This window comes from Micromonospora sp. RV43 (assembly GCF_001029515.1).
Classification (GTDB): Bacteria; Actinomycetota; Actinomycetes; order Mycobacteriales; family Micromonosporaceae; genus Micromonospora; species Micromonospora aurantiaca.
Window position 1 is genome coordinate 1 of sequence record NZ_LEKG01000072.1, and the last position, 19,712, is coordinate 19,712.

The 19,712-nt window shown below is 74.4% G+C and carries 15 protein-coding genes; 10 read left to right on the forward strand and 5 right to left on the reverse strand.

The genetic code is table 11. The features are described 5' to 3' along the window. Positions 1–818: 818 nt before the first annotated feature. The 7 genes from ABD52_RS18395 (at position 819) to ABD52_RS18425 (ending at position 8,870) form a co-directional block, all read left to right on the forward strand. Positions 819–1,289, forward strand: a complete 471-nt coding sequence (locus tag ABD52_RS18395) for a BlaI/MecI/CopY family transcriptional regulator (RefSeq protein ID WP_013473980.1) — start codon at positions 819–821, stop codon at positions 1,287–1,289. A 10-nt stretch (positions 1,290–1,299) separates the two neighbouring features. Further along, positions 1,300–2,205, forward strand: a complete 906-nt coding sequence (locus ABD52_RS18400) for a M56 family metallopeptidase (protein ID WP_013473979.1) — start codon at positions 1,300–1,302, stop codon at positions 2,203–2,205. 103 nt (positions 2,206–2,308) lie between these two features. Continuing rightward, positions 2,309–3,556 (forward strand): cytochrome ubiquinol oxidase subunit I, encoded by a 1,248-nt coding sequence (locus tag ABD52_RS18405; RefSeq protein WP_047892642.1) that lies wholly within the window; start codon positions 2,309–2,311, stop codon positions 3,554–3,556. A gap of 11 nt (positions 3,557–3,567) precedes the next feature. Continuing rightward, positions 3,568–4,575, forward strand: coding sequence for a cytochrome d ubiquinol oxidase subunit II (locus ABD52_RS18410; RefSeq protein WP_047892643.1), 1,008 nt, complete (start codon positions 3,568–3,570; stop codon positions 4,573–4,575). Beyond that, entirely contained in the window at positions 4,572–6,251 is a 1,680-nt protein-coding gene (gene cydD, locus ABD52_RS18415; RefSeq protein WP_047892644.1) for a thiol reductant ABC exporter subunit CydD, read from the forward strand. Before ABD52_RS18410 ends, cydD begins: the two co-directional genes overlap by 4 nt. Positions 6,252–6,285: 34 nt before the next feature. Next, positions 6,286–8,124 (forward strand): thiol reductant ABC exporter subunit CydC, encoded by a 1,839-nt coding sequence (cydC, locus tag ABD52_RS18420; protein ID WP_047892645.1) that lies wholly within the window; start codon positions 6,286–6,288, stop codon positions 8,122–8,124. 62 nt (positions 8,125–8,186) lie between these two features. After that, positions 8,187–8,870 carry a permease prefix domain 1-containing protein gene (locus ABD52_RS18425; protein WP_047892646.1) on the forward strand — a complete coding sequence of 228 codons (684 nt, stop codon included), beginning with the start codon at positions 8,187–8,189 and terminating at the stop codon, positions 8,868–8,870. A gap of 68 nt (positions 8,871–8,938) precedes the next feature. Here the strand turns inward: ABD52_RS18425 and ABD52_RS18430 are convergent, their stop codons facing one another. Next, entirely contained in the window at positions 8,939–9,280 is a 342-nt protein-coding gene (locus ABD52_RS18430) for a PadR family transcriptional regulator (protein WP_013473973.1), read from the reverse strand. 145 nt (positions 9,281–9,425) lie between these two features. Here ABD52_RS18430 and ABD52_RS18435 point away from each other — a divergent pair, with 145 nt between their 5' ends. From ABD52_RS18435 to ABD52_RS18445, 3 genes are all read left to right on the forward strand, one after another. Beyond that, positions 9,426–10,376 (forward strand): hypothetical protein, encoded by a 951-nt coding sequence (locus ABD52_RS18435; protein ID WP_013283997.1) that lies wholly within the window; start codon positions 9,426–9,428, stop codon positions 10,374–10,376. A gap of 40 nt (positions 10,377–10,416) precedes the next feature. Continuing rightward, on the forward strand, positions 10,417–12,828 hold the full coding sequence (locus ABD52_RS18440) for a hypothetical protein (protein ID WP_047892647.1): 2,412 nt from the start codon (positions 10,417–10,419) through the stop codon (positions 12,826–12,828). Between the two features lie 121 nt (positions 12,829–12,949). Continuing rightward, complete coding sequence (locus tag ABD52_RS18445) at positions 12,950–14,170, forward strand: ABC transporter substrate-binding protein (RefSeq protein WP_047892648.1); 1,221 nt, start codon at positions 12,950–12,952, stop codon at positions 14,168–14,170. Between the two features lie 124 nt (positions 14,171–14,294). Here the strand turns inward: ABD52_RS18445 and ABD52_RS18450 are convergent, their stop codons facing one another. From ABD52_RS18450 to ABD52_RS18465, 4 genes are all read right to left on the reverse strand, one after another. Further along, complete coding sequence (locus ABD52_RS18450; protein ID WP_013283994.1) at positions 14,295–14,888, reverse strand: ATP/GTP-binding protein; 594 nt, start codon at positions 14,886–14,888, stop codon at positions 14,295–14,297. Position 14,889: 1 nt separating this feature from the next. Continuing rightward, positions 14,890–15,270: a DUF742 domain-containing protein gene (locus ABD52_RS18455; RefSeq protein WP_013473970.1), complete on the reverse strand. Its 381-nt coding sequence runs from the start codon at positions 15,268–15,270 to the stop codon at positions 14,890–14,892. Positions 15,271–15,370: 100 nt separating this feature from the next. Further along, positions 15,371–15,775, reverse strand: coding sequence for a roadblock/LC7 domain-containing protein (locus tag ABD52_RS18460; protein WP_013283992.1), 405 nt, complete (start codon positions 15,773–15,775; stop codon positions 15,371–15,373). Next, positions 15,772–19,401, reverse strand: coding sequence for a nitrate- and nitrite sensing domain-containing protein (locus tag ABD52_RS18465; RefSeq protein WP_047892649.1), 3,630 nt, complete (start codon positions 19,399–19,401; stop codon positions 15,772–15,774). The genes ABD52_RS18460 and ABD52_RS18465 overlap by 4 nt, the downstream gene beginning before the upstream one ends. Positions 19,402–19,712 lie beyond the last annotated feature (311 nt).

The following is a 19,712-nucleotide window of genomic DNA, read 5'->3' on the forward strand; positions in this document are numbered from 1 at the left end:
GCCGGTGCCGATCTCACCCGGTGCCCCCGCCAAGATCGACGTCATTCCCTCGAAGTGGCCACATCAGCCACCCCCGGACAACACCACCTCCCCGAGCCGGTGCCGACCTCGCCCTCAACGTCCACCCTCGACCAGCAAGATCAACGCCAGCTCCGCGAAGTGGCCGCATCCACCCGCCCCAGATAACGCCACCTCCCCGAACTGGTGCGGACATTGCTCACGCACCCCCACCCCGGACTTCAAGATCAGCACCAGCACGGCGAGGTGGCTGCATCAACCCGCCCGGGACAGCGCCACCTTCCCGAACTGGCGCCGACCTTGCCCGCGATGCCCGCCCGGATCAGCAGGATCAACACCAGACCCCGGAGTGGCCTGAATAGGCCCCGATGCCGCCCGAAGCCAGCAAGATCAACACCAGCTCCGCGAAGTGGCCACATCGACCAGCCCGGGACGGCGCCACCTCCCCGAGCTGCGTTGATCCCACCCGGAACACCCATACGGAATGACCAAGATCAACACCAGTACGCCGAAGTGGCTGCATCGACCGACGCAGGACAGCACCACTTCCCCGAACTGGCGTGGATCTTGCCGACGGGCGCCCACACGACCGCGGCATCGTCGGCACCGGTTTGCCGGGAAGCGGCCCGGACTCCCCGTCAGCAAGATCGACAACCAGTGCGCCGAAGTGGCTGCATCGACCGACGCGGGACAGCACCACTTCCCCGAGCTGGTGTTGATCTTCGGGAGCAGGGAGCAGGGAACGGGGAACGGGGAACGGGGCGACGGAAGGGATCTACTACCGGGGGTAGGATTGACGGGTGACTCGGCTGGGGGACCTTGAGCGTGCGGTGATGGACGTGCTGTGGGACGCGGCGCCCGCCTCGTCGGACGGGGTGACCGTGCGCGAGGTCGCCGACGCCCTGGACGGCCGGGAACTCGCCTACACCACTGTGATGACCGTGCTCGACCGGCTCGCCGGCAAGGGCATGGTGCAGCGCGAGCGGGAGGGCCGCGCCTGGCGGTACCGTCCGGCCGCCACCCGCGAGGCGCACATCGCCCAGCTCATGCTCGAAGCCCTCGACCTCGGTGGCAGCCGGGACGCCGCACTCGTGCGCTTCGCCCGCTCGGTGACCGGCACGGAGGCGGACGTGCTCCGCGCCGCGCTCGGCGCCGAGGCCGGGGCCGCGCTCGGCGCCGAGGCCGGGGCGACTGTCGAGGACGGACCGGCCGGCCGGGTCGAGAACCCCCGGCCCGGCCGGCCGGCGCTCGACGAGGCGACGGACCGGTAGGGCGGCTGCCGTGGCGTACGCCCTGCACTTCGCCGCGATCATCCTGGCCTGCTGGCTGACCGCGCAGGTCCTCGCCGCCGCGCGCTGGACCTGGCGGGCACCCCGGGTGGCGATCATCTGCTGGCAGGCGGTCGGGCTGGCGCTCGGCCTGTCCGCCATGGGGCTGCCGATGGCGCTGGGGCTCGACGCGTACGACCGGGCGACCGGGCACGCGCTGCTGGCGCTGGCCGACGACCTGGCCCACGGCACTCTGCCGGCCGGTGTGGGCGCGGTGCACCTCAGCCTGGTCGGCGTCGGTCTCGGCATCGGCGCGGTGCTGCTCACCACGACGGTCCGCAGCCTGCACGGCGCGGTCCGCGCGCAGCGCCGGCACCGGGAGCTGCTGCACCTGGTGGCCCGGCGTGACCCGACGGTGCCCGGGGCGCTGGTGCTCGACCACCCGAGCGCGGCGGCGTACTGCCTGCCCGGGGTTCGTCCCCGGGTGGTGGTGAGCGCGGGCACGCTCGACCTGCTCGACCCGGCCGAACTGGCGGCGGTGCTCACCCACGAGCGGGCGCACGCCCAGGAGCGGCACGATCTGGTGCTGCTGCCGTTCACCGCGCTGTGCCGGGCGCTGCCCTGGTTCCGGTGGGTGCGGGACGCGCACGCGCGGGTGGCGCTGCTGGTCGAGATGCGTGCCGACGACAAGGCCCGGGAGCTGCACGCGGACGCGCCGCTGGCCGGTGCGCTGCGCCGGTTCGCCGCCGCCGAGCACCGGGTGCAGCCGGCCGGCACGCTCGGACTCGGCGACCGCGACCTCGACGTACGCGTGCAGCGGCTGCTCGTCGCGGACCGCCCGCCGCGGGTGCTCGGCGCGATGGCGCTGGCCGTCGCGGGCACGCTCGTCTCCCTGCCGTTCGCCCTGTTCCTGAGCTGACGTCGCCCCTTACGGGACTTCTCCGGGTTCGCGCGCCCCTATAGGTAGTGAGGCTACGTGTAGGTTGGCTACGACAAGAGAGCCAACCCATGGGAGGACGACAGTGGACCCGCTGCTCCTCGCCCGCCTCCAGTTCACCACCACCACCTCGATCCATTTCCTGTTCGTGGCGGTCACGCTCGGCCTGGTCACGCTCCTGGTCGGGTTGCAGACGGCCGGCTACCTGACCGGCAAGCCGGTGTACGAGCGGCTGACCCGGTTCTGGGGCCAGCTCTACTTGATCAACTACGTGCTCGGCATCGCCACCGGCATCGTCATGGAGTTCCAGTTCGGCCTGAACTGGAGCGGGCTGTCGCGCTACGTCGGGAACGTCTTCGGCGCGCCGCTGGCCATCGAGACGCTGGTGGCGTTCTTCCTGGAGTCCACGTTCCTCGGCATGTGGATCTTCGGGTGGCACCGGCTGCGGCGCGGCGTGCACCTGGCGCTGCTCTGGGGCGTGGCGATCACCGCGTACGCCTCGGCCTTCTGGATCATGGTGGCGAACGCCTGGCTGCAGAACCCGGTCGGGTACGAGGTGCGCGACGGCGTCGCCCACCTCACCGACTTCGGCGCGCTGCTCACCAACCCGACGTTCGGCATGGCGTTCGGCCACGTGATCTCGGCGAGCCTGGTCACCGGCGGGCTGCTGATGGCCGCGGTGAGCGCCTGGCACCTGCTGCGGCGAACCACCGACTACGCGCTGTTCCGCACCTCGCTGCGGCTCGGCCTGGTCACCGCGGCCCTGGCGGTCAGCATGCTCCAGGGCTTCGGCTTCGCCCAGTTCGGCCCGGTCGGGCAGCTCCAGCCGACCAAGTTCGGCGGCGGGCCGGAGCGGGACGCGCTCGTCGCCGACTGGACCGCGCGGTTCGGCCCCGGCGACTGGGAACCGCCGGTGCTGTCGAACGTCGGCCTCGGCTTCATGATCCTGATCGGCTTCACGCTCGGCGCGCTCTGGCTCCTGCTGCCGCTGCTCTGGCGCGACTGGATCATCAGGTTGAAGGCGCCGCTCTGGCTGATCCTGCTCGGCCTGCCGCTGCCCTTCGTGGCGATGCTGCTCGGCTGGATCGCCCGCGAGGTCGGCCGCCAGCCCTGGGCCGCGTACGGGCTGCTGCCCACCGCACAGGCCGTCTCGCCGGTCTCACCGGGGCTGATGCTCGCCTCGCTGATCGGGTTCAGCCTGCTGCTCGGCGCGCTCGCGGTGACCAACTGGGTGCTGCTGGCCCGGCACGCGGCCCGTGGAGCGCAGGACCCCGCGCTCGGCCGCCCGCCCGCGCCCGACAGCGACGCCCACCACCAGCCCGTGTTCGTCTGAGGGAGCCCGCCGTGGAACTCGCCTGGTACGCCCTGCTCGGCCTCTTCTTCGCCACCTACCTCGTGCTCGGCGGCTACGACTACGGCGTCGGCCTGCTGCTGGCCCGACGTGGCCCGGCGCCGGGCAACCGGGCCACGCTCACCGCGCTCGGGCCGTTCTTCCTCGGCAACGAGGTCTGGCTGGTCGCCGCCGTCGGCATCCTGTTCGGCGCGTTCCCCCGGCTGGAGGGCGAACTGCTCTCCGGCTTCTACCCGGCCGTGCTCGCCGCGCTGGCGGGGGTGGTGCTGGTGACCGCCGGGGTGCAGTTGCGCAGCCGCCCGGCCTCCGCCGCCGCCCGCGCCCGCTGGGACCGGGTGGTGGTGGTCGGCTGCGTGCTGGCCGCGCTGGGCTGGGGCGCGGTGCTCGCCGGGCTGCTCCAGGGCGTGCCGTTGAGCGCCGACGGCCACGTGGTCGGTGTCGGTCATCTCGCCGCCCCGTTCGTCGCCGCCGCCGGGCTGGCGCTGCTCGCGCTGGTGGCGGTGCACGGTGCGACGTTCCTCACGCTCCGGCTGCCCGCCGCCGAGGCCCCGGCGCTCGCCCGGCTGGCGAGCGGCCTGGTGCCCGCCGCACTCGTCGCGGTCGGCGCGGCCACCGTCCTGGGTGTGCTCTCCGATCGGGTACGCGCCGCTGTGGCGCGCCCGGCTGTCGCCGTACTCCTGCCGTTGGCGCTCGTGGCGGCGCTGCTGGCGGCCCGCGCGGCGCTGCGGCGGGGCCGGGCCGGGGTGGCCTTCGCGGCGACCGCGACGGCGCTGGCGCTTCCGGCGCCGCTGATCGGGGCCGCGCTCTGGCCCCGGATCCTGGTCTCCACCACCGACCCGGCGGCGTCGCTGACGGTGGCCGAGGCGGCCGCCGGCCGCCCGACGCTGGCGCTGTTGGGATGGCTCGCGTTACCGCTCCTGCCGGCCCTACTAGGCTTTCAGGCGATGTGCTGGTGGGTTTTCCGGGGACGGATCGACGGCAGGGCACCGGTGTACTGGTGAACCGCCGCCCGTTCGACCCGCGTCTGCTGCGTCGGGTCCCCGCGGCCCGGCGCGACCTCGCCGTGCTCGCGGTGCTGGGCGGGCTCACCGCGCTGCTGGTGATCGCCCAGGCCACCGCGCTGGCGACACTGCTGGCGACGGCGTTCGACGGGCGGCTGCACCGGCCGGCGCTCGCCGGGTTCGTGGCCGCTGTCGCCGGGCGGGCGCTGGTGAGCTGGGCGCAGGGCACTGTGGCGGCGCGGGCCGCCGCCACGGTGAAGGCGGCGCTGCGCGCCGACCTGCTCGGCGCGGTCGGCCGGCACGGCCCCACCTGGGTCGCCGGACAGCGGGCCGGGCAGCTCGCCACGCTGGCCGGGCGCGGCCTGGACGCGCTCGACCCCTACTTCACCGGCTACCTGCCGCAGCTCGTGCTGAGCGTCACGGTGCCGGTGGCGGTGCTGGCCCGCATCGTGTTCGCCGACTGGAGCTCGGCGCTGATCATCGCGCTCACTATCCCGCTCATCCCGATCTTCGGCGCGCTGCTCGGCTGGCAGGCGCAGGCCGCCACCGAACGGCAGTGGCGGCGGCTGTCGCTGCTCGGCGGGCACTTCCTCGACATGGTGGCCGGGCTGCCCACGCTGCGCGCGTTCGGCCGGTCCCGGGGGCAGGTCGACGTGGTACGCCGGATGGCCGACGGCCACCGCCAGGCCACCATGAAGACGCTGCGGATCGCGTTCCTGTCCGCGCTGGTGCTGGAGCTGGTCGCCACGCTCTCCGTCGCGCTGGTCGCGGTGCCGGTCGGCATCCGGCTGCTCGGCGGCGGCCTCACGCTCTCCACCGCGCTGCTGGTGCTGCTGCTCACCCCGGAGGCGTACCTGCCGCTGCGGGCCGCGGGCAGCCGGTTCCACGCCAGCATGGAAGGACTCACCGCGCTGGACGAAGCGCTCACGCTCTCCGCCACCGACGCGCCCGCCACGGCCGCGCGGCGCCGTCCGGCGCCGCGCGGCCGTGGTGAGATCCGCTTCGAGGGCGTAACGGTCGCGTACGACCGGACCACAGCGCTGCGCGACGTCACGCTGACCATCCGGCCCGGCGACCGGGTGGCGATCATCGGGCCCAGCGGCGCGGGCAAGAGCACGCTGCTCAACCTGCTGCTCGGCTTCGTCGCACCGACCTCGGGCCGGGTCACGGTCGACGGGGTGGACCTGGCCGGCGTCGACCTCGACGCCTGGCGGCGCGAACTGGCCTGGGTGCCGCAGCGGGCGCACCTGTTCGCCGGGTCGCTCGCCGACAACATCCGCCTCGGCGCGCCGGAGACCCCTGACGCCGCGCTCGCCGCGGCGGTCACCGGCGCCGCGCTCGACGAGGTGGTAGGCGCCCTGCCCGACGGGCTGGACACCCGCCTGGGCGAGCGCGGTCACGGCCTGTCCAGCGGTCAGCGGCAGCGTGTCGCCCTGGCTCGTGCGTTCCTGCGGGACGCGCCGATCGTGCTGCTCGACGAGCCGACAGCGCGGCTGGACAGCGCCAGCGAGGCGGTCGTGCTGGACGCGACCCGGCGGCTGGTCGCCGGACGTACCGCGCTGCTCGTCGCGCACCGGCCCGCGCTGCTCGCCGACGCCGACCGGATCCTGCGCGTCGAGGACGGCCGGGTCACCGAACTGCACCCGACCGCCACCGGACCGGGGGTGCCGCGATGATCCCCGTCTCCCCCACCCGCCCTGTGGTGACCCGGTGACCGCCGCCGACGGCGTGACGCCTGTGGGCCGCGAGCCGGCCGGGCCGACAGCGGTTCCGGTGCCGCCCTCCGGCTCGCCGGAACCGCCCGCGCCCGCCCGGCCCGGCGCGGAACGTGCGGTGCTGCGCCTGGCCCGGCCGTACCTGAGCCGGCTGCTCGGCGCCGGACTGCTCGCCGCCGCCACCGAGTTCGCCGGCCTGGCGCTGATGGCCACCGCCACCTGGCTGCTGATGAGCGCCGCCGGCCGTCCGCCGCTGGACCGGCTGACGGTGGCCATCGTCGCGGTCCGGGCACTGGCGGTCAGCCGGGGCGTGTTCCGGTACACCGAACGGCTCGCCGGGCACGACGCCGTCCTGCGCATGATCACCGACGTACGGGCCCGCGTCTTCGCCACGCTCGCCGCCCGCCGGGAGACCGGCCGGCGTACCGGGGACGCGCTGAGCCGCCTGGTCTCCGACGTGGAGGCGGCCCAGGATCTGCTCCTGCGCGTCCTCGTACCGGGTGCGGCGGCGGCGCTGGTCAGCGTGCTCGCGGTCGGCGTCGCCGCGCTGATCTCGCCACCGGCCGCCGGCGTGCTCGCGCTCGGCCTGCTCGTGGCGGGCGTGGCGCTCCCCACGCTCGCCGCCCGGATCACCCGCCGCGCCGCCGACGAGGTGGCCCCGTTGCGGGGCGCGCTCGCCGTCGACGCGGTCGACCTCACCCACGGCGCCGCCGACCTGGCCGCGTTCGGCGCGACAGGCGCCGCGTTCGCCGCCGCCGACGAGCGGGCCGGACGGCTGGCCCGGCTGGAACGCCGGCTCGCCGCGACCGGCTTCGCGGTGGACGCGCTCGGCGTCCTCGTGGCTGGTCTCACCGCCGCCGCCGTGGTGGTCGTGGCGCTGCGCGCCGAGGTCGGCGGCGTGCTCGTCGGCGTCCTCGCGGTCGGCTCGCTCGCCGCCGTGGAGGTGGCGCTCGCGCTCGTCGCGGCGGCCCGCCAGCGCACCCAGCTGCGGGCCGGGCTGGCCCGGGTCGCCGACCTGCTCACCGAGCCCGGCCCGGCGACCCCACCGGACGCGCCGGAGCCCACTGTCGACGGCCACGACGTGCGGTTCGCCGACGTGACGGTCCGCTACCGGGCCGGCGCCGCCCCCGCCCTGGCCGGATTCGACCTCGACCTGCCGGCCGGCCGACGGGTGGCGGTGGTCGGGCCGAGCGGCGCCGGCAAGAGCACGCTCGCCGCGGTGCTCACCGGCGCGGTACGCCCCGACACCGGCCGCGTCACCGCCGGCGGCGTGCCGGTGTCCGAGATCCCGGCCGAGCACCTGCCCCGGGTGGTCGGCGGCCTGCTCGCCGAGGCGTACGTCTTCCACGCCACGGTCAAGGAGAACCTGCTCCTCGGCCGGCCGGACGCCACCGAGGCGGACCTGGTCGCCGCGACCCGGGCGGCCGGACTGCTCGACTGGGTACGCGAACAGCCAGACGGCTGGGACACGGTGGTCGGCGAGCAGGGCGGGCAGCTCTCCGGCGGGCAGCGGCAGCGGCTCGCGCTGGCCCGCGCGCTGCTGGCCGCCCCACCGGTGCTGGTGCTCGACGAGCCGACCGAGGGGCTCGACCCGGCGGCCGCCGACGCGGTGCTGGACTCCACGCTCGCCGCCACCCCGGCCGGGCACTCGGTGCTGCTGATCAGCCACCGGCTCAGCGGCCTCGCCGGGTTCGACGAGATCGTGGTGCTCGAAGGCGGCCGGGTGGTGCAGCGCGGCCGGCACGACGAGCTGGTGGCGCGCCCCGGCTGGTACCGGGAGCAGTGGCTGCGCCAGGAGGCGGCCGAGCGCGGCTACCTGGCGATCACGCCCTGACGCCCGGCCGATCGGGGTTTTCCCTGACGCGGGTGTCGCCCGCCGGTGGCAGGCTAATCCGCATGCGAGTGCATGAGGAGGCAGTGGTCGACCGCCGGCTGCACGAGTTGTCCACGCGGTTGCACGGGCCGAACCGGCTCAAGGCCGACCTGCTGACCGAGGCGCGGCACGCGCTGGAGGACGCCGTCGAGGCGTACCGGGAAGGGGGCCTGCCGCGCGCGGAGGCGCAGCGGCGGGCGGTCGCCGAGTTCGGCAGCGACGCCCATCTCGTGCCGGGTTTCCAGGCCGAGCTGGCGGTCGGCGCGCTGCGCGGGCTGGCGCTGCGCACGCTCGTGGTGGCGGTGGTGCTCATCGCCGCCGGTGACCTGACCTGGCAGGGGTCGAGCTGGAGCGACGGTCCGCCCCCGCCACAGAGCTACCTGCTGCTCTCCGCCGCGCTGAACGGCATCTGGGGCGTGGTCGCCGCGCTGGCGCTGGTCGCGCTGCTGGTCGGCCCGCTGGTCGCCCGGTGGGGTTCACCGCGGCTCGTCCGCCCGGCGCGGCTGATCGGTTTCGGTCTGACCGGCAGCCTGCTGCTCGGCGCGGTCGCCGGGGGCGCGCTGTTCGGCTGGTCGATCGGGCTGTGGGACGCCGCGCTCACCTGGCCGCCCCTGGTCATCGGGATGGTGGTGGTCTCGGCGGCCTGGTTCGCGCTGGCCCGGGCGGCCCGCTGCTGGGTGCTCGCCGACCGCCGGCTGGCCGGCTGAGCGGCCGCCCCTCGGCCTTGCTGCTCGGGCGTCCGGCTGCCCGCTCGAGGGCCGGACTGCCGCCGCGGTCAGGCCGGCGCGGTGGGTGGCTCGTCCGCGCCGAGGAACCGTCCGACGGTGGCGCTGAACTCGCGCCAGCCGGCCCGCTCCCCCGCCAGCGCCCGGCCGCCGGCATCGGTCAGCTCGTAGGTGCGGCGCTCCCGGCCGTTCACAGTGCTCCAGGTGCTCGCCACCAGCCCGGCCCGCTCCAGCCGGCGCAGAGCCGGATAGATGGTGCCGGTGGGCAGATCCAGCGTGCCGCCGCTGCGCGCACGCAACGCCTCGATGATCGCGTAGCCGTGCAGCGCGCCCCGTTCCAGCACGGCGAGCAGCAGCGCGTCCAGGTGTCCGTGCAGCGCCTGCGCCTTCATGCGTAGCAACGCTACTTGTCGCGCCGCCGCGACGCCAAGGGGTGCGACTCCCGGTCGGAACCGTCGCCCACTAGGGTATGTGCGCAGAGTCACTCGGCGGCGCGACGCCGTCGGGTGGGCAACCCGAACGCACACGGAGGTCAGCGTGGCCCGCCAGTCGCCCCAACGGCCCGACGCCGACGAGCCCGAGCTCGACGACACCGACGCCGCCGCCGCGGCCGACGAGGTCGAGGAGGACCGCCCGCCGGCCGACCGCGCGCTCTGGGACGAGGTGCGGATCGACCCGGTGGAGATCGCCCTGCCCGCCGGCACCGGCTTCACGCTGCGGGCGTACCGGCAGGCGCGCGAGCTGACCCCGACCGACGTCGCCGAGCGCGACCAGGACGACCCGTTCCTGGCCCGCCGTCAGGTCGTCGAGACCGAGGAGGACGAGGAGGTGGTGATCCTCGACGAGGAGTTCGCCGCCCTCTCCGCCGAGGAGGACGACGAGGACGAGGAGAAGGACGCCAAGTCCCGCCGCAAGGGCAAGGCCGACGCCTCGGACGACGAGAAGGCCGAGGCCGACGAGGACGACGCCGAGGACGACGAGGACGAGGACGAGGCGGGCGACGAGGAGGTGCCGGTCTTCCTCACCCACAAGGGCCGGCTCCTGCTGTTCAAGACGCCGGAGTCATTGGTCACTTTCATCCGTTCCGGTGCGCCCAACGACCTGTCCCAGCTGGACAGTTGGAATGAACTGTCCGAACGGCTGGAGCCGGCCGACATCGCCCCGCTGGACGAGGACACGTACGAGCTCGACCTGGTGGTGGAGAACCTGCGCGGCGGCCACGACGCGTGGGACCACGAGCTGCTCATCGAAGCCGGTGAGATCGCCCGTGACCTGGCGTACGCCCTGCGGCTACCCGCCGTGCTGGACATGCTCTCGGCGGGCTCCAGCCTGGACGACCTGGACGAGGCGCTGCGCGCTTCCGTCAACGGTGGCGTCGGTGGTTTCCTGGGTCGTCGGCGGCTGAAGAAAATCGGGGCACAAACCGCAAGTTTGGGTTGGCGCACCATTGTCGGCAAGATCTCTGCGGTTGTGGACTGGCGCGACTGACCCGGAGCGGGGAGCATCAGTCTCTGGCAGAGCAAGACCTGTGTCCCGGGAGGAGGACGACGCCGTGGCGCTCGTGCGCGTGTACTGCGGTCTGGCCTCGGCAGATCCGGCCGACCGAACGGCTTCGGCCGGAACGACGCTGACGTCCGCTGTGGTCGACGACGCAGGCCGTCTGCTGCACGTCTGCGAGATCGGTGACGATCCCGCCGGTTACGCCCGGCTGGTCGCGCTGCTGGTGGAACGGTCCGGCGGTCCGAGCGGCGCGGCCATCGCCGCGGACAGCGACGACCACATCGTCACCTCGCTGCTGAGCGCCGCCGGCCGCCCGCTGGCGATCGCGGACGACGACTCGGTCGACGACTTCGCCGAGCGCTTCGCCGACGACGACTCCCTGGAGGAGATGCAGTCCCCGCCCGCCGAGCGCCGGGCGGTCGGGCTGGCCCGTGCGCTTCAGGCCGGCGCGCTCTCCGCGGTGACCCTCCCGGCGCCGCGCGAACTCGCCGGATACACGCAGGTCCTGGCCGCGCACGCGGCGCTGGCGAGTGGCCGTCACTCCGCCGCCGTGACACTGCGCGAGGTGCTCCGCGAGCTCTACCCGGCCGCGCTGCGGGCCTACCCGGATCCTGCCGACCGGGTCGCCCTGGCGGTCCTCGACGCGCTGCCCGAGCCGGGGATGCTCACCGGCCCCGCGGGCCGTGGTGGCCGGGACGGCGCGCTGGCCGCCGACGCGGTCGTCGCGCAGCTGGCCGGCGAGGGCGTGGCCGACGCCGACGCCGTCTCCGACGCGGTGACCGCGCTGCGTGTCGCCATCTCCGAGACGCCCCGGCGGGCCACCGTCAACCGCACGCTCACCGCGGCCGTCGCCGAGACCGTACGCCAGGCCGTCGCCTCCGTCCGGACCTGTGACGCCGGCTGCGACGCGCTCGTCGGCGCGCTCGCCGAACGCACCGCTCCCACTCCCGCGACCGGCCGCCGGGCCGCCGCCCGACGGGGCGAGCAGGTCGACGAGCTGGCCTCGACGCCCGCGGCCGACCTGCGTCCGGTGCGCTCCATCCAGCCGGACCCGATCGCCGAGCCCCACCGCGGTCGTCCCGAGCCGGCCGGGGCACCCGAGTCGGCCGGTCGTCGCGGTCGTCCCGAGCCGCTCCCCGGCGGGCGGCGCAGCCGTCCGGAGCCGGTGTCCGGTCCGGCCGCCACGACGACGCCCCGGCCGCTCGGCCCGCCACCCGTCGCGCCCGCGCCCGTCACGCCGCCGCCGGTCGCCCCGGCGCCGGTCACGCCCGTCGCTCCGGCAGCAGCACTGGGCCGGCCGTCCTCGGCTCCCCCGGCGCGGCCCGAGCCGACCGGCGCGCCGCTGCCGTCGCGGGTGGACGGCCCCACCAACCGGCCGGTCTCCGCGCCGCCTCCGCCGCCACCCGGGATCACGCCGATCGCCCCGTCCCCGCGCGGCGCCGTGCCGCCGGCCGAGGCCGGCGAGCCGTTCCGCCCGACGCTCACCACCGCGGCGATCAACAAGGCGCGGGCCGAGCGGCAGCGCACAGTCATCCCGCCCCGGCCGAAGACCAACCAGAACCCGCACCAGGAACCGCCCACCGGTGGATTCAGCGCCACCGACCTGAGCATCCCGGTGCCGGCCCCGCGCCCGCCCGCGCCGGAGGCGCCGCCGGGCTCCCGGGCGAACTGGCCGCTGGTGAACACCGAGGACGACACCGCCCGGGAGCGGGAGGGCACCACCTACCCGTACGGGCGGGGCGTGGACGCGCCGAGCGACCCGGGCCGGGTCACGCCGCCGTGGCTCGCCGACGACCTGCCGCAGGAGCCGCCGATGCTGCGGCTGGTGGAGCCGCCGCCGCTCGCCGACCGCGCGCTGCGCGACGAGATGGGCCGGCCGGCCGACCCCGGCCTGGAGACGCCGCCGCTGCGTCTCGTCGACCAGGGCGACCCGGGCCGCGTACCGCTGCCCGCCGCGCCCGAGCGGCGTCCCGCCCCGAAGGAGCACCGGCCGCCGCCGGTCTCCGACGAGGGTGACGGCGACCTGCTGATCTTCGCGCAGGCCAAGTCCGCCTGGTTCGTCGGCCACGGCGACGAGGCCGACCTGGAGTGGTCGACCACCGCCGACACCGGCTGGCAGGCGGCCGAGCAGGCGGCCCGTCCGGCCGTCGGCGCCGAGACCAAGGCCGGGCTGCCGAAGCGCGTGCCGCAGGCCAACCTGGTGCCGGGTTCCCCGCTGCGCGAGGAGCGTCCTCTGCGGATCGTCCGGAACGCGGCGAGCCTCGCCGAGAACACCACCGGATACTTCCGGGGCTGGCGGCGCGGCCAGGAGATCGGCGGCTTCGCCGTGGGCGGCCGTCCGGGCCGTGAGGCGGCCGGTGGCTGGGACTTCACCCGCGACACCGGCGACCGCGACGACGACCGGGAGTACGAGTACCGCTCGGCGGGCTACCGCTCCTGACCGGGCCCGCCGGGGTGTTCCATCCCACACCGGGACGATTTGACGCTGGGCTGGACCGGCCGGGAACATACCCGGCGGACCAGCGGCGGCGCCTGTTCGCCGGGGTGGGAAGGCGATTCCATTGGCGACACCGGCGTTCGACTCCACTGTGCTCACCCGGCGGGGCGTCCTCGCCGCCGCTGCCGGGAGCCTGCTGCTCGCCGGGTGCGCGCCGCAGGGCCAGCGGCCGGACGACGGCCCGTCCAGCAGCGCGCCGAGCGACCAGGACCTGATCGTCGGCGCGAGCCTGGAACTGACCGGCGCCGGGTCGCTGCTCGGCGTCGCCCAGCGGCAGGCCCTCCAGCTCACCGCCGACTCGCTCAACCGCACCGGCCTGCCGGTCGGGAACCTGGTCCGGTCGGTCCGGCTCCAGATCCTGGACAACGGCAGCAATCCCGAGGTCGCCGCCCGCCACGCCGCCGAGTTCACCCGGGCCGGCGCCCAGGCGCTGATCGGCGGCGTGCTCGGCGAGACCTCGGTGGCCCTCGCGGCGGCCGCCCAGCGGGTCAAGACGCCCTTCCTGTCGCTCGGCTACGGTGACCGCATCGCGCTGCCGCTGGACGAGCGCACGTTCACCTACAAGCTCACCCCGGACGCCGTCGACATGGCACGTCGCCTGGTGGAGCTGTTCGAGTCCAAGAAGATCCGGCGGGTGTCGGTGCTCGCCGCCGACGGGATGCACGGCGACTCGGGTGTGCGGGCGATGCGGGAGGCGCTCGCCGACAGCAGCACCGACCTGGCCCGCACGGTACGCCTTCCGGCGACCGGCCGGCGCTTCCGTACCGCCGCCGAGCGCGTCGCCGGCAGCCAGCGGGACGGCGTGGTGGTCTGGGCTACCGCACCCGACTCCGGTGTCGCGGCACGGGAACTGCGCGCCGCCGGCCACCGCGGCCCGATCTTCTTCGACGCCGGCGCGGTCGCCGACGACACTGTGCAGGGCGCGAACGCCGCCGCCGTGGAGGGCGCGTACGCGGTGCACCCGGCCTGCCTGGACGTCTCCGCTGCGACCGCCACCACGACGGCGCAGCTGGCCCGCCGGGACTTCGTCAACCGCTACACGCAGCGGCACGGCGTCAGCCCGGACTTCGCCCCGTACGCCTCGGACGCGCTCCAGCTCCTCGCCACGTCGGCGCGGATGGCGACGAGCCTGGACCGGGGCCGGCTGCGGGCGCTCCTCCAGGCGCAGACCGTCGAGGGCATCGCCGGCGGGTACGCGTTCCGCGCCGACCGGCACGGCGGCATGGAGCCCGACTCGCTCGCCGTTTACCAGGTGTTCCGGGGCAACTGGACCCGGTACGCCTGACCTCACCCGTCGCCCGGTGACCGTCCCGCCTGGAGGGTCACCGGGTGATCGCGTACCGTGTCCGCCCCCAGACGGCAGGAAGCGCCCGGTGGCCCTGAGGCCGCCGGGCGCTTCCGCGCGTCGGTCAGGCGGGCGCGACGGCCCGCGAGCGCCGCATGGTGAGCACGTACTCGACCAGCGAGATCAGCACGTGCTTCGTGGACTCCCGGTTCCGGGCGTCGCACGGCACCACCGGCACGTCGCGGGAGATCGCCAGCGCGTCCCGGACGTCCTGCGGATCGTGGTACTGCATGCCGTCGAAGCAGTTGATGGCGATCAGGTACGGCAACCGCCGGTGCTCGAAGAAGTCGATCGCGGCGAAGCAGTCGGCGAGCCGGCGGGTGTCGACCAGCACCACCGCGCCGATCGCACCCCGGACCAACTCGTCCCACATGAACCAGAACCGCGTCTGACCCGGAGTACCGAACAGGTACAGGATCAGATCCCGGTCGATCGAGATACGACCGAAGTCCATCGCCACCGTGGTCGTCGTCTTACCCGGCACCTGCCGGGTGTCGTCGACGCCGACACCGGCGGAGGTCATGATCGCCTCGGTGGTCAGCGGCGTGATCTCGGAGACCGAGCCGACCAGCGTCGTCTTGCCGACGCCGAACCCACCGGCGATAACGATCTTCGCCGACGTCACTCGGCCGCTCGGGGCCGGCGGCCGGTGCGACATGTCAGAGCCTGCGAAGTCCACTCAGCACCCTCTCCAGCAGTTCAGTGCCCACCGCGTCGTCGGAGTCGTCCAAGATGGTCGGCTCGTGGACCGCGACCAGGCCGTCCGTCGCCATGTCGGCGATGAGCACCCGGGCCACGCCGAGCGGAAGCTGCATCCGCGCCGCGATCTCGGCGAGCGACTGCACACGTCCGTCACACAACGCGGCGATGTACTGGTGTTCACGACCGTGGCCGCCACCATTGCCAGTGGCAACCGCTCGGCCGCGCACCGTCGTCTCGACGAGTGCCTCCAGGGCGATGTCGAGCCGGGGACGGGTACGGCCGCGGGTAACGGCGTACGGCCGGACCAACGCTCCGGTCGGCTCGTCACGATCCGCCATTTCGCCGCTCACCTCCCTCGTACCCGGCACCGGCTCGCCCCGGTGGCATCCGTCGCTGTCGTAGTTGTTCCCGCACCTGACCCACCGGCCAGCGCGTCATTCAGCCCATCATCCCCACAGCCGTACGCGGCTGCGGCGTCAGGGCATCGCCCACCCGGTCCACGAGCAGGGCCATCTCGTACCCGACCTGACCCACGTCGCAGCTCCGCGCCGCCAGCACCGCGAACGACGAGCCGTCGGAGATGGACATCAGGAACAGGAAACCGTTGTCCATCTCGACGACTGTCTGCAACACCGCTCCGCCCTCGAAGCAGCGGGCCGCGCCCTGGGTCAGGCTGACCAGACCGGACGCGATCGCGGCGAGCTGGTCGGCGCGGTCCCGCGGAAGGTCACGGGACGAGGCGAGAAGCAGGCCGTCGGCCGAGACCGCGACCGCGTGCGCCACACCGGGCACCCGGTCGGCGAAGTTGGCGAGCAGCCATCCGAGATCCTGCGTAGTAGTCATCCTTGTTGCTCCTTCTGCCCGCTCCCGGCCACCGGGCCTGAGCCAGACTGCGAGGACTGCTGCCCGCCCGGAGTGCCCTCCGGGCCGGTCGTGTTGCTGTCGGTGTTACGCCCGCGCTGTACGCCCCGATGGTAGGCCGAGAGCAGGCCCCGAACACCCTCCGGAGTACGCCGCTGCACCGACGCGGAAGGCTTCTCGATGCTGCCGGGCACGAGCTGCGCCATCGGCGTCCGCTTCGGCAGGCCCTTCTGGGTGGTCTCCGCAACCGGGACCTCGGTGGCCGCCGACGCGGCACGCCAGCCGTCGTCGGCCGCCGTCTGCCACGGGGAGGAGGACTGCGGCGACGCGGTCGGCTGCCGGGTGGGCAACCCGCCGGTGTGCGCGGGACGGGCGTTCCCGTTCGCCGCGCCGTTGTCACGCGGTGCTCCGCCGGCCGTCGGAGTGTGTGCCATCGGCGTGTTACCTGTCGTTGCGGGTGTCTTCTGCGGCACGGGCCGGCCGTCCGTGTCCACCTTGGCGAACTGCTGGGTGGCGGCGCCGCCGTTCGTCGTCGCGGCCGGTGCCGCCGACTCCTCGTTGGGTCCGGGCCGGCGGGTGCGGAACCACGCCGACTCCAGCTCCCGGAAGATCGGCAGCTCCATCGTCTCGTCCGCGTACCGCTGACGGTTGCCCTGCTGCTGCGGCGCGGCCGGGCGTGCCACCGGTGCCGCCGGGCGGTTCGCCGCCGGGGCCTCGGCCGGCCGGCTCGCGGCCGGAGCGGCGGACGGCTGGCCGGCCGCCTGCTGCGGGGTGGCCGGAATCTCCGTGCGCGGCACCCGGGGCAGCTCGGTGGTCATGTCCATGCCACTGGTGGGCCGTTCCGGCGCCGCCGGAGCCGGGGTCGGCGCGACCGGCGGCCAGACCGGCGGGGCGCTGACACCCGGTGCGGGCATCGGACGCGCCTGCGGCTGGTTCGCCGGCGGCGCGGAGGCCGGGTACCCGGCGGCGGGCTGCCCGGACACCGGCGCGGGGTGCCCGGAGACCGGCGCGGCCGAGACCGGACGGTACGGCAGCGGGTCGCCGGAGACCGGCGCCGCGGAGACCGGGCGGCCCGAGAACGGGTCGCCGGAGACCGGCGCGGCCGAGACCGGGCGGTACGGCAGCGGGTTGCCGGAGACCGGGGGCAGCGGCGGGGCCGACACCGGCGGGACCGGCGGCGCGGAGACCGGCGGCGGGCTGTAGGGCCGCGCCTCCGGGCTGCTCGGCAGCTGGCGCGGGATCGCCGGCTGCTGGCCGGTGCTGCCCGGGTCGCCGTCGGCCGGGTTGCGCCGCTGCGGCAGCGGGTCCGTCGACTGGCCGTTGGGCCGGCCGCCGAATCCGCCGTCGCCGCCGGACGGGCTGGCGCCGGTCAGGTCGGACCAGGCCGGCATGGCACGGCCGCCACCGGCGTTCGCCGGGGTGCCCGAGCCGTTGCGCGGCGCCGGGTCGAAGGCGCGTCCGCCGAGCGTGACCTGGTTGCCCGAGGAGCCCGGGTGGGGCGCCGGCGGCAGGCTCGGCGGGTTGTTGTTGCCGAAGGCGGCCAGGGCGCCGAAGGCCGGTGCCGGGCCGTTCTGCTGCGGGCCCGCGGCCGGCAGGGCCGGTCCGGGCAGGCCACGGCCGGCCAGGGCGCGCGGCACCAGGACCGAGGTCGGCAGCGTCACGTCGGCGACGGTGCCCCGGTCGGCACCCGGCCGCAGCTCGACCCGGACGCCGTGCCGGGCGGCCAGCCGCGCGACCACGACCAGGCCCATCATCCGGGAGACCGCGACGTCCACCTGCGGCGGCGTGGCCAGCCGCTCGTTGAGGTCGCGGAGCTGGTCCGGGCTGATGCCGATGCCGCGGTCCTCCACGTAGAGGGAGGCGCGGTCGCCGACCCGCCGGGCCTCCACCATGACCTGCGAGTCCGGCGGGGAGAAGGCGGTGGCGTTGTCGAACAGCTCGGCGACCAGGTGCACCAGGTCGTTGACCGCGTGGGCGGCGACCTCGATGTCCCGGTCGATCACGCCGAACTCGATCCGGGTGTAGTGCTCGACCTCGGACTGGGCGGCGCGCAGCACGTCGATCAGTGCGGCGGGCTCGCGCTGCACACGGGTGGAGTCCGCACCGGCGAGGACCAGCAGGTTCTCGTCGTTGCGGCGCATCCGGGTGGCCAGGTGGTCGAGCTGGAACAGCTCGGCCAGCCGGTCCGGGTCCTCCTCGCCGCGCTCCAGGCGGTCGAGGTGGCCGATCAGCCGGTCGACCAGGATCTGCGAGCGGCGGGCCAGGTTGACGAACATGGTCGCAACCGAGGCCCGCAGGGCGGCCTGCTCGGCGGCGGTCCGGACGGCCTCCAGGTGGACGGCGTTGAACGCCTCGGTCACCTGGCCGAACTCGTCCTTGCTGCGCACCGGCAGCGGCTCGGCGATCTGGTTTGCCAGTTGCACAGGGGAGAGCTGGCCGGTGACCTGCGGGTCGCGCAGACGGGCGACCGCCTGTGGCAGCCCGTACTGGGCCACCGCCAGGGCGCCCTGGCGCAGGTCGCGCAGCGACCGGGCCATCGAGCGGGCCACCAGGTACGCGAACAGGATGGCCAGCAGCAGCATGGTGAGCAGCAGGCCGGTCTCCAGGAACACCTGGCGCTGGGTGTCCGAGCGCAGCGCGTCGGCCTGCCGGACCACGTTGCCGTCGAGCCGGGCCTCCACGGTCCGGATCAGCTTGGCGTTGGCGACCATGGTCTGGTCCCACTGGTCCGCCCCGAACGGGGCGTTCTCCATCGAGCCGTTGTTGTTGCCCGAGACGAAACTCGTGAAGCGGTCGGCCTTGCGCAGGTCGGGCCCGGAGACGGTCTGCTCGTAGAACAGCTTGTCGGGCTCGGTGGCGACCGACTGGAAGGTCGCCAGCGACTGCGACTGGCCGGTGCCGCTGGCGATGAACTGCTCGCGCAGCGCGGCGGTGTACTGGTTCTGGGTCAGCGCCTGGTGGACGACGACCCGGCGCTGGGTCAGGTATTCCTTCTGCCGGGCGACGGCGGCCGCCGCGCGCATCCGGTCGCTCAGGTCGTTGTTGCCGGCGAGCTGGGTGGCCGAGTCGCGGATCGCGAGCAGGTCCTCGATCAGCTGCCGGTACGCCTGGTCGGCGTCGTTGATCTTCAGCTTGCCGTTCAGCACCTGGCTGCGGGTCGCCGGAAGGTCCTTCAGCTGGGTGTCGATCGTGTCGAGCAGCCCGACGAAGTTGCGGGGCAGGTCGTCGATCTCGCCACGCTGCCGCAGGTACGGCGACTTCGCCTGGTCCACCCGCTGGTTGGCGCGGTTGTAACCCTCCTGGTACTGCGCCCGGGTCTGGAACTCCTTCGCGCCGAGGAAGAGCACGGCGCCGACCCGCTCGTCCTGCACGGTGTCGACCAGGTCACCCGAGTAGCCGATCAGGTTGGCCAGATCCCCCGCCCGGTTGGCATTGTTGAGCGTCTCCAGGTGGTCGACCAGACCACTGGTGCCCACCACGACCGTGGCGATGGTCGGCACGATCATGATCAGACCGAGCTTGGACCAGATCGGCATGTCGCGCAGCCGACTCATCGGCCGGCGCAGCCGCGACAGGAAGGAGCCCGCCGTCGTTGGCCGTTTGCTCACGTCACCGCCCTCGCATTACCGCACCCCGCGCCACCCTGAGGGCAACGCCGAGCGACCGACCCGGCGGGTCGGACCTCCGAGATTCCATCACGCCGCTCCGCAAAGAGAAAGCCCAGGTTGTCCCTCACCGGAGGTGTGATGAGATGTTGATGCAATTTGATAGCAATCCGTCTGGCCGGAGTCACTGAAGGTAATGGAACACCCGCACCGCGTCGTCCTGCTCGCCGGCCCCTCCGGGTCCGGAAAGTCATACATAGCCCAGCGAACCGGACTTCCGGTGCTCTGCCTGGACGACTTCTACAAGGACGGCG

Excerpts from the sequence above, each read along its gene's own strand:
- ABD52_RS18450 (WP_013283994.1), bottom strand. The coding sequence starts at position 14,888 with ATGTCGCACCGGCCGCCGGCCCCGAGCGGCCGAGTGACGTCGGCGAAG.
- ABD52_RS18460 (WP_013283992.1), bottom strand. The coding sequence starts at position 15,775 with ATGACTACTACGCAGGATCTCGGATGGCTGCTCGCCAACTTCGCCGAC.
- ABD52_RS18430 (WP_013473973.1), bottom strand. The coding sequence starts at position 9,280 with ATGAAGGCGCAGGCGCTGCACGGACACCTGGACGCGCTGCTGCTCGCC.
- ABD52_RS18425 (WP_047892646.1), top strand. The coding sequence starts at position 8,187 with ATGCGAGTGCATGAGGAGGCAGTGGTCGACCGCCGGCTGCACGAGTTG.
- ABD52_RS18455 (WP_013473970.1), bottom strand. The coding sequence starts at position 15,270 with ATGGCGGATCGTGACGAGCCGACCGGAGCGTTGGTCCGGCCGTACGCC.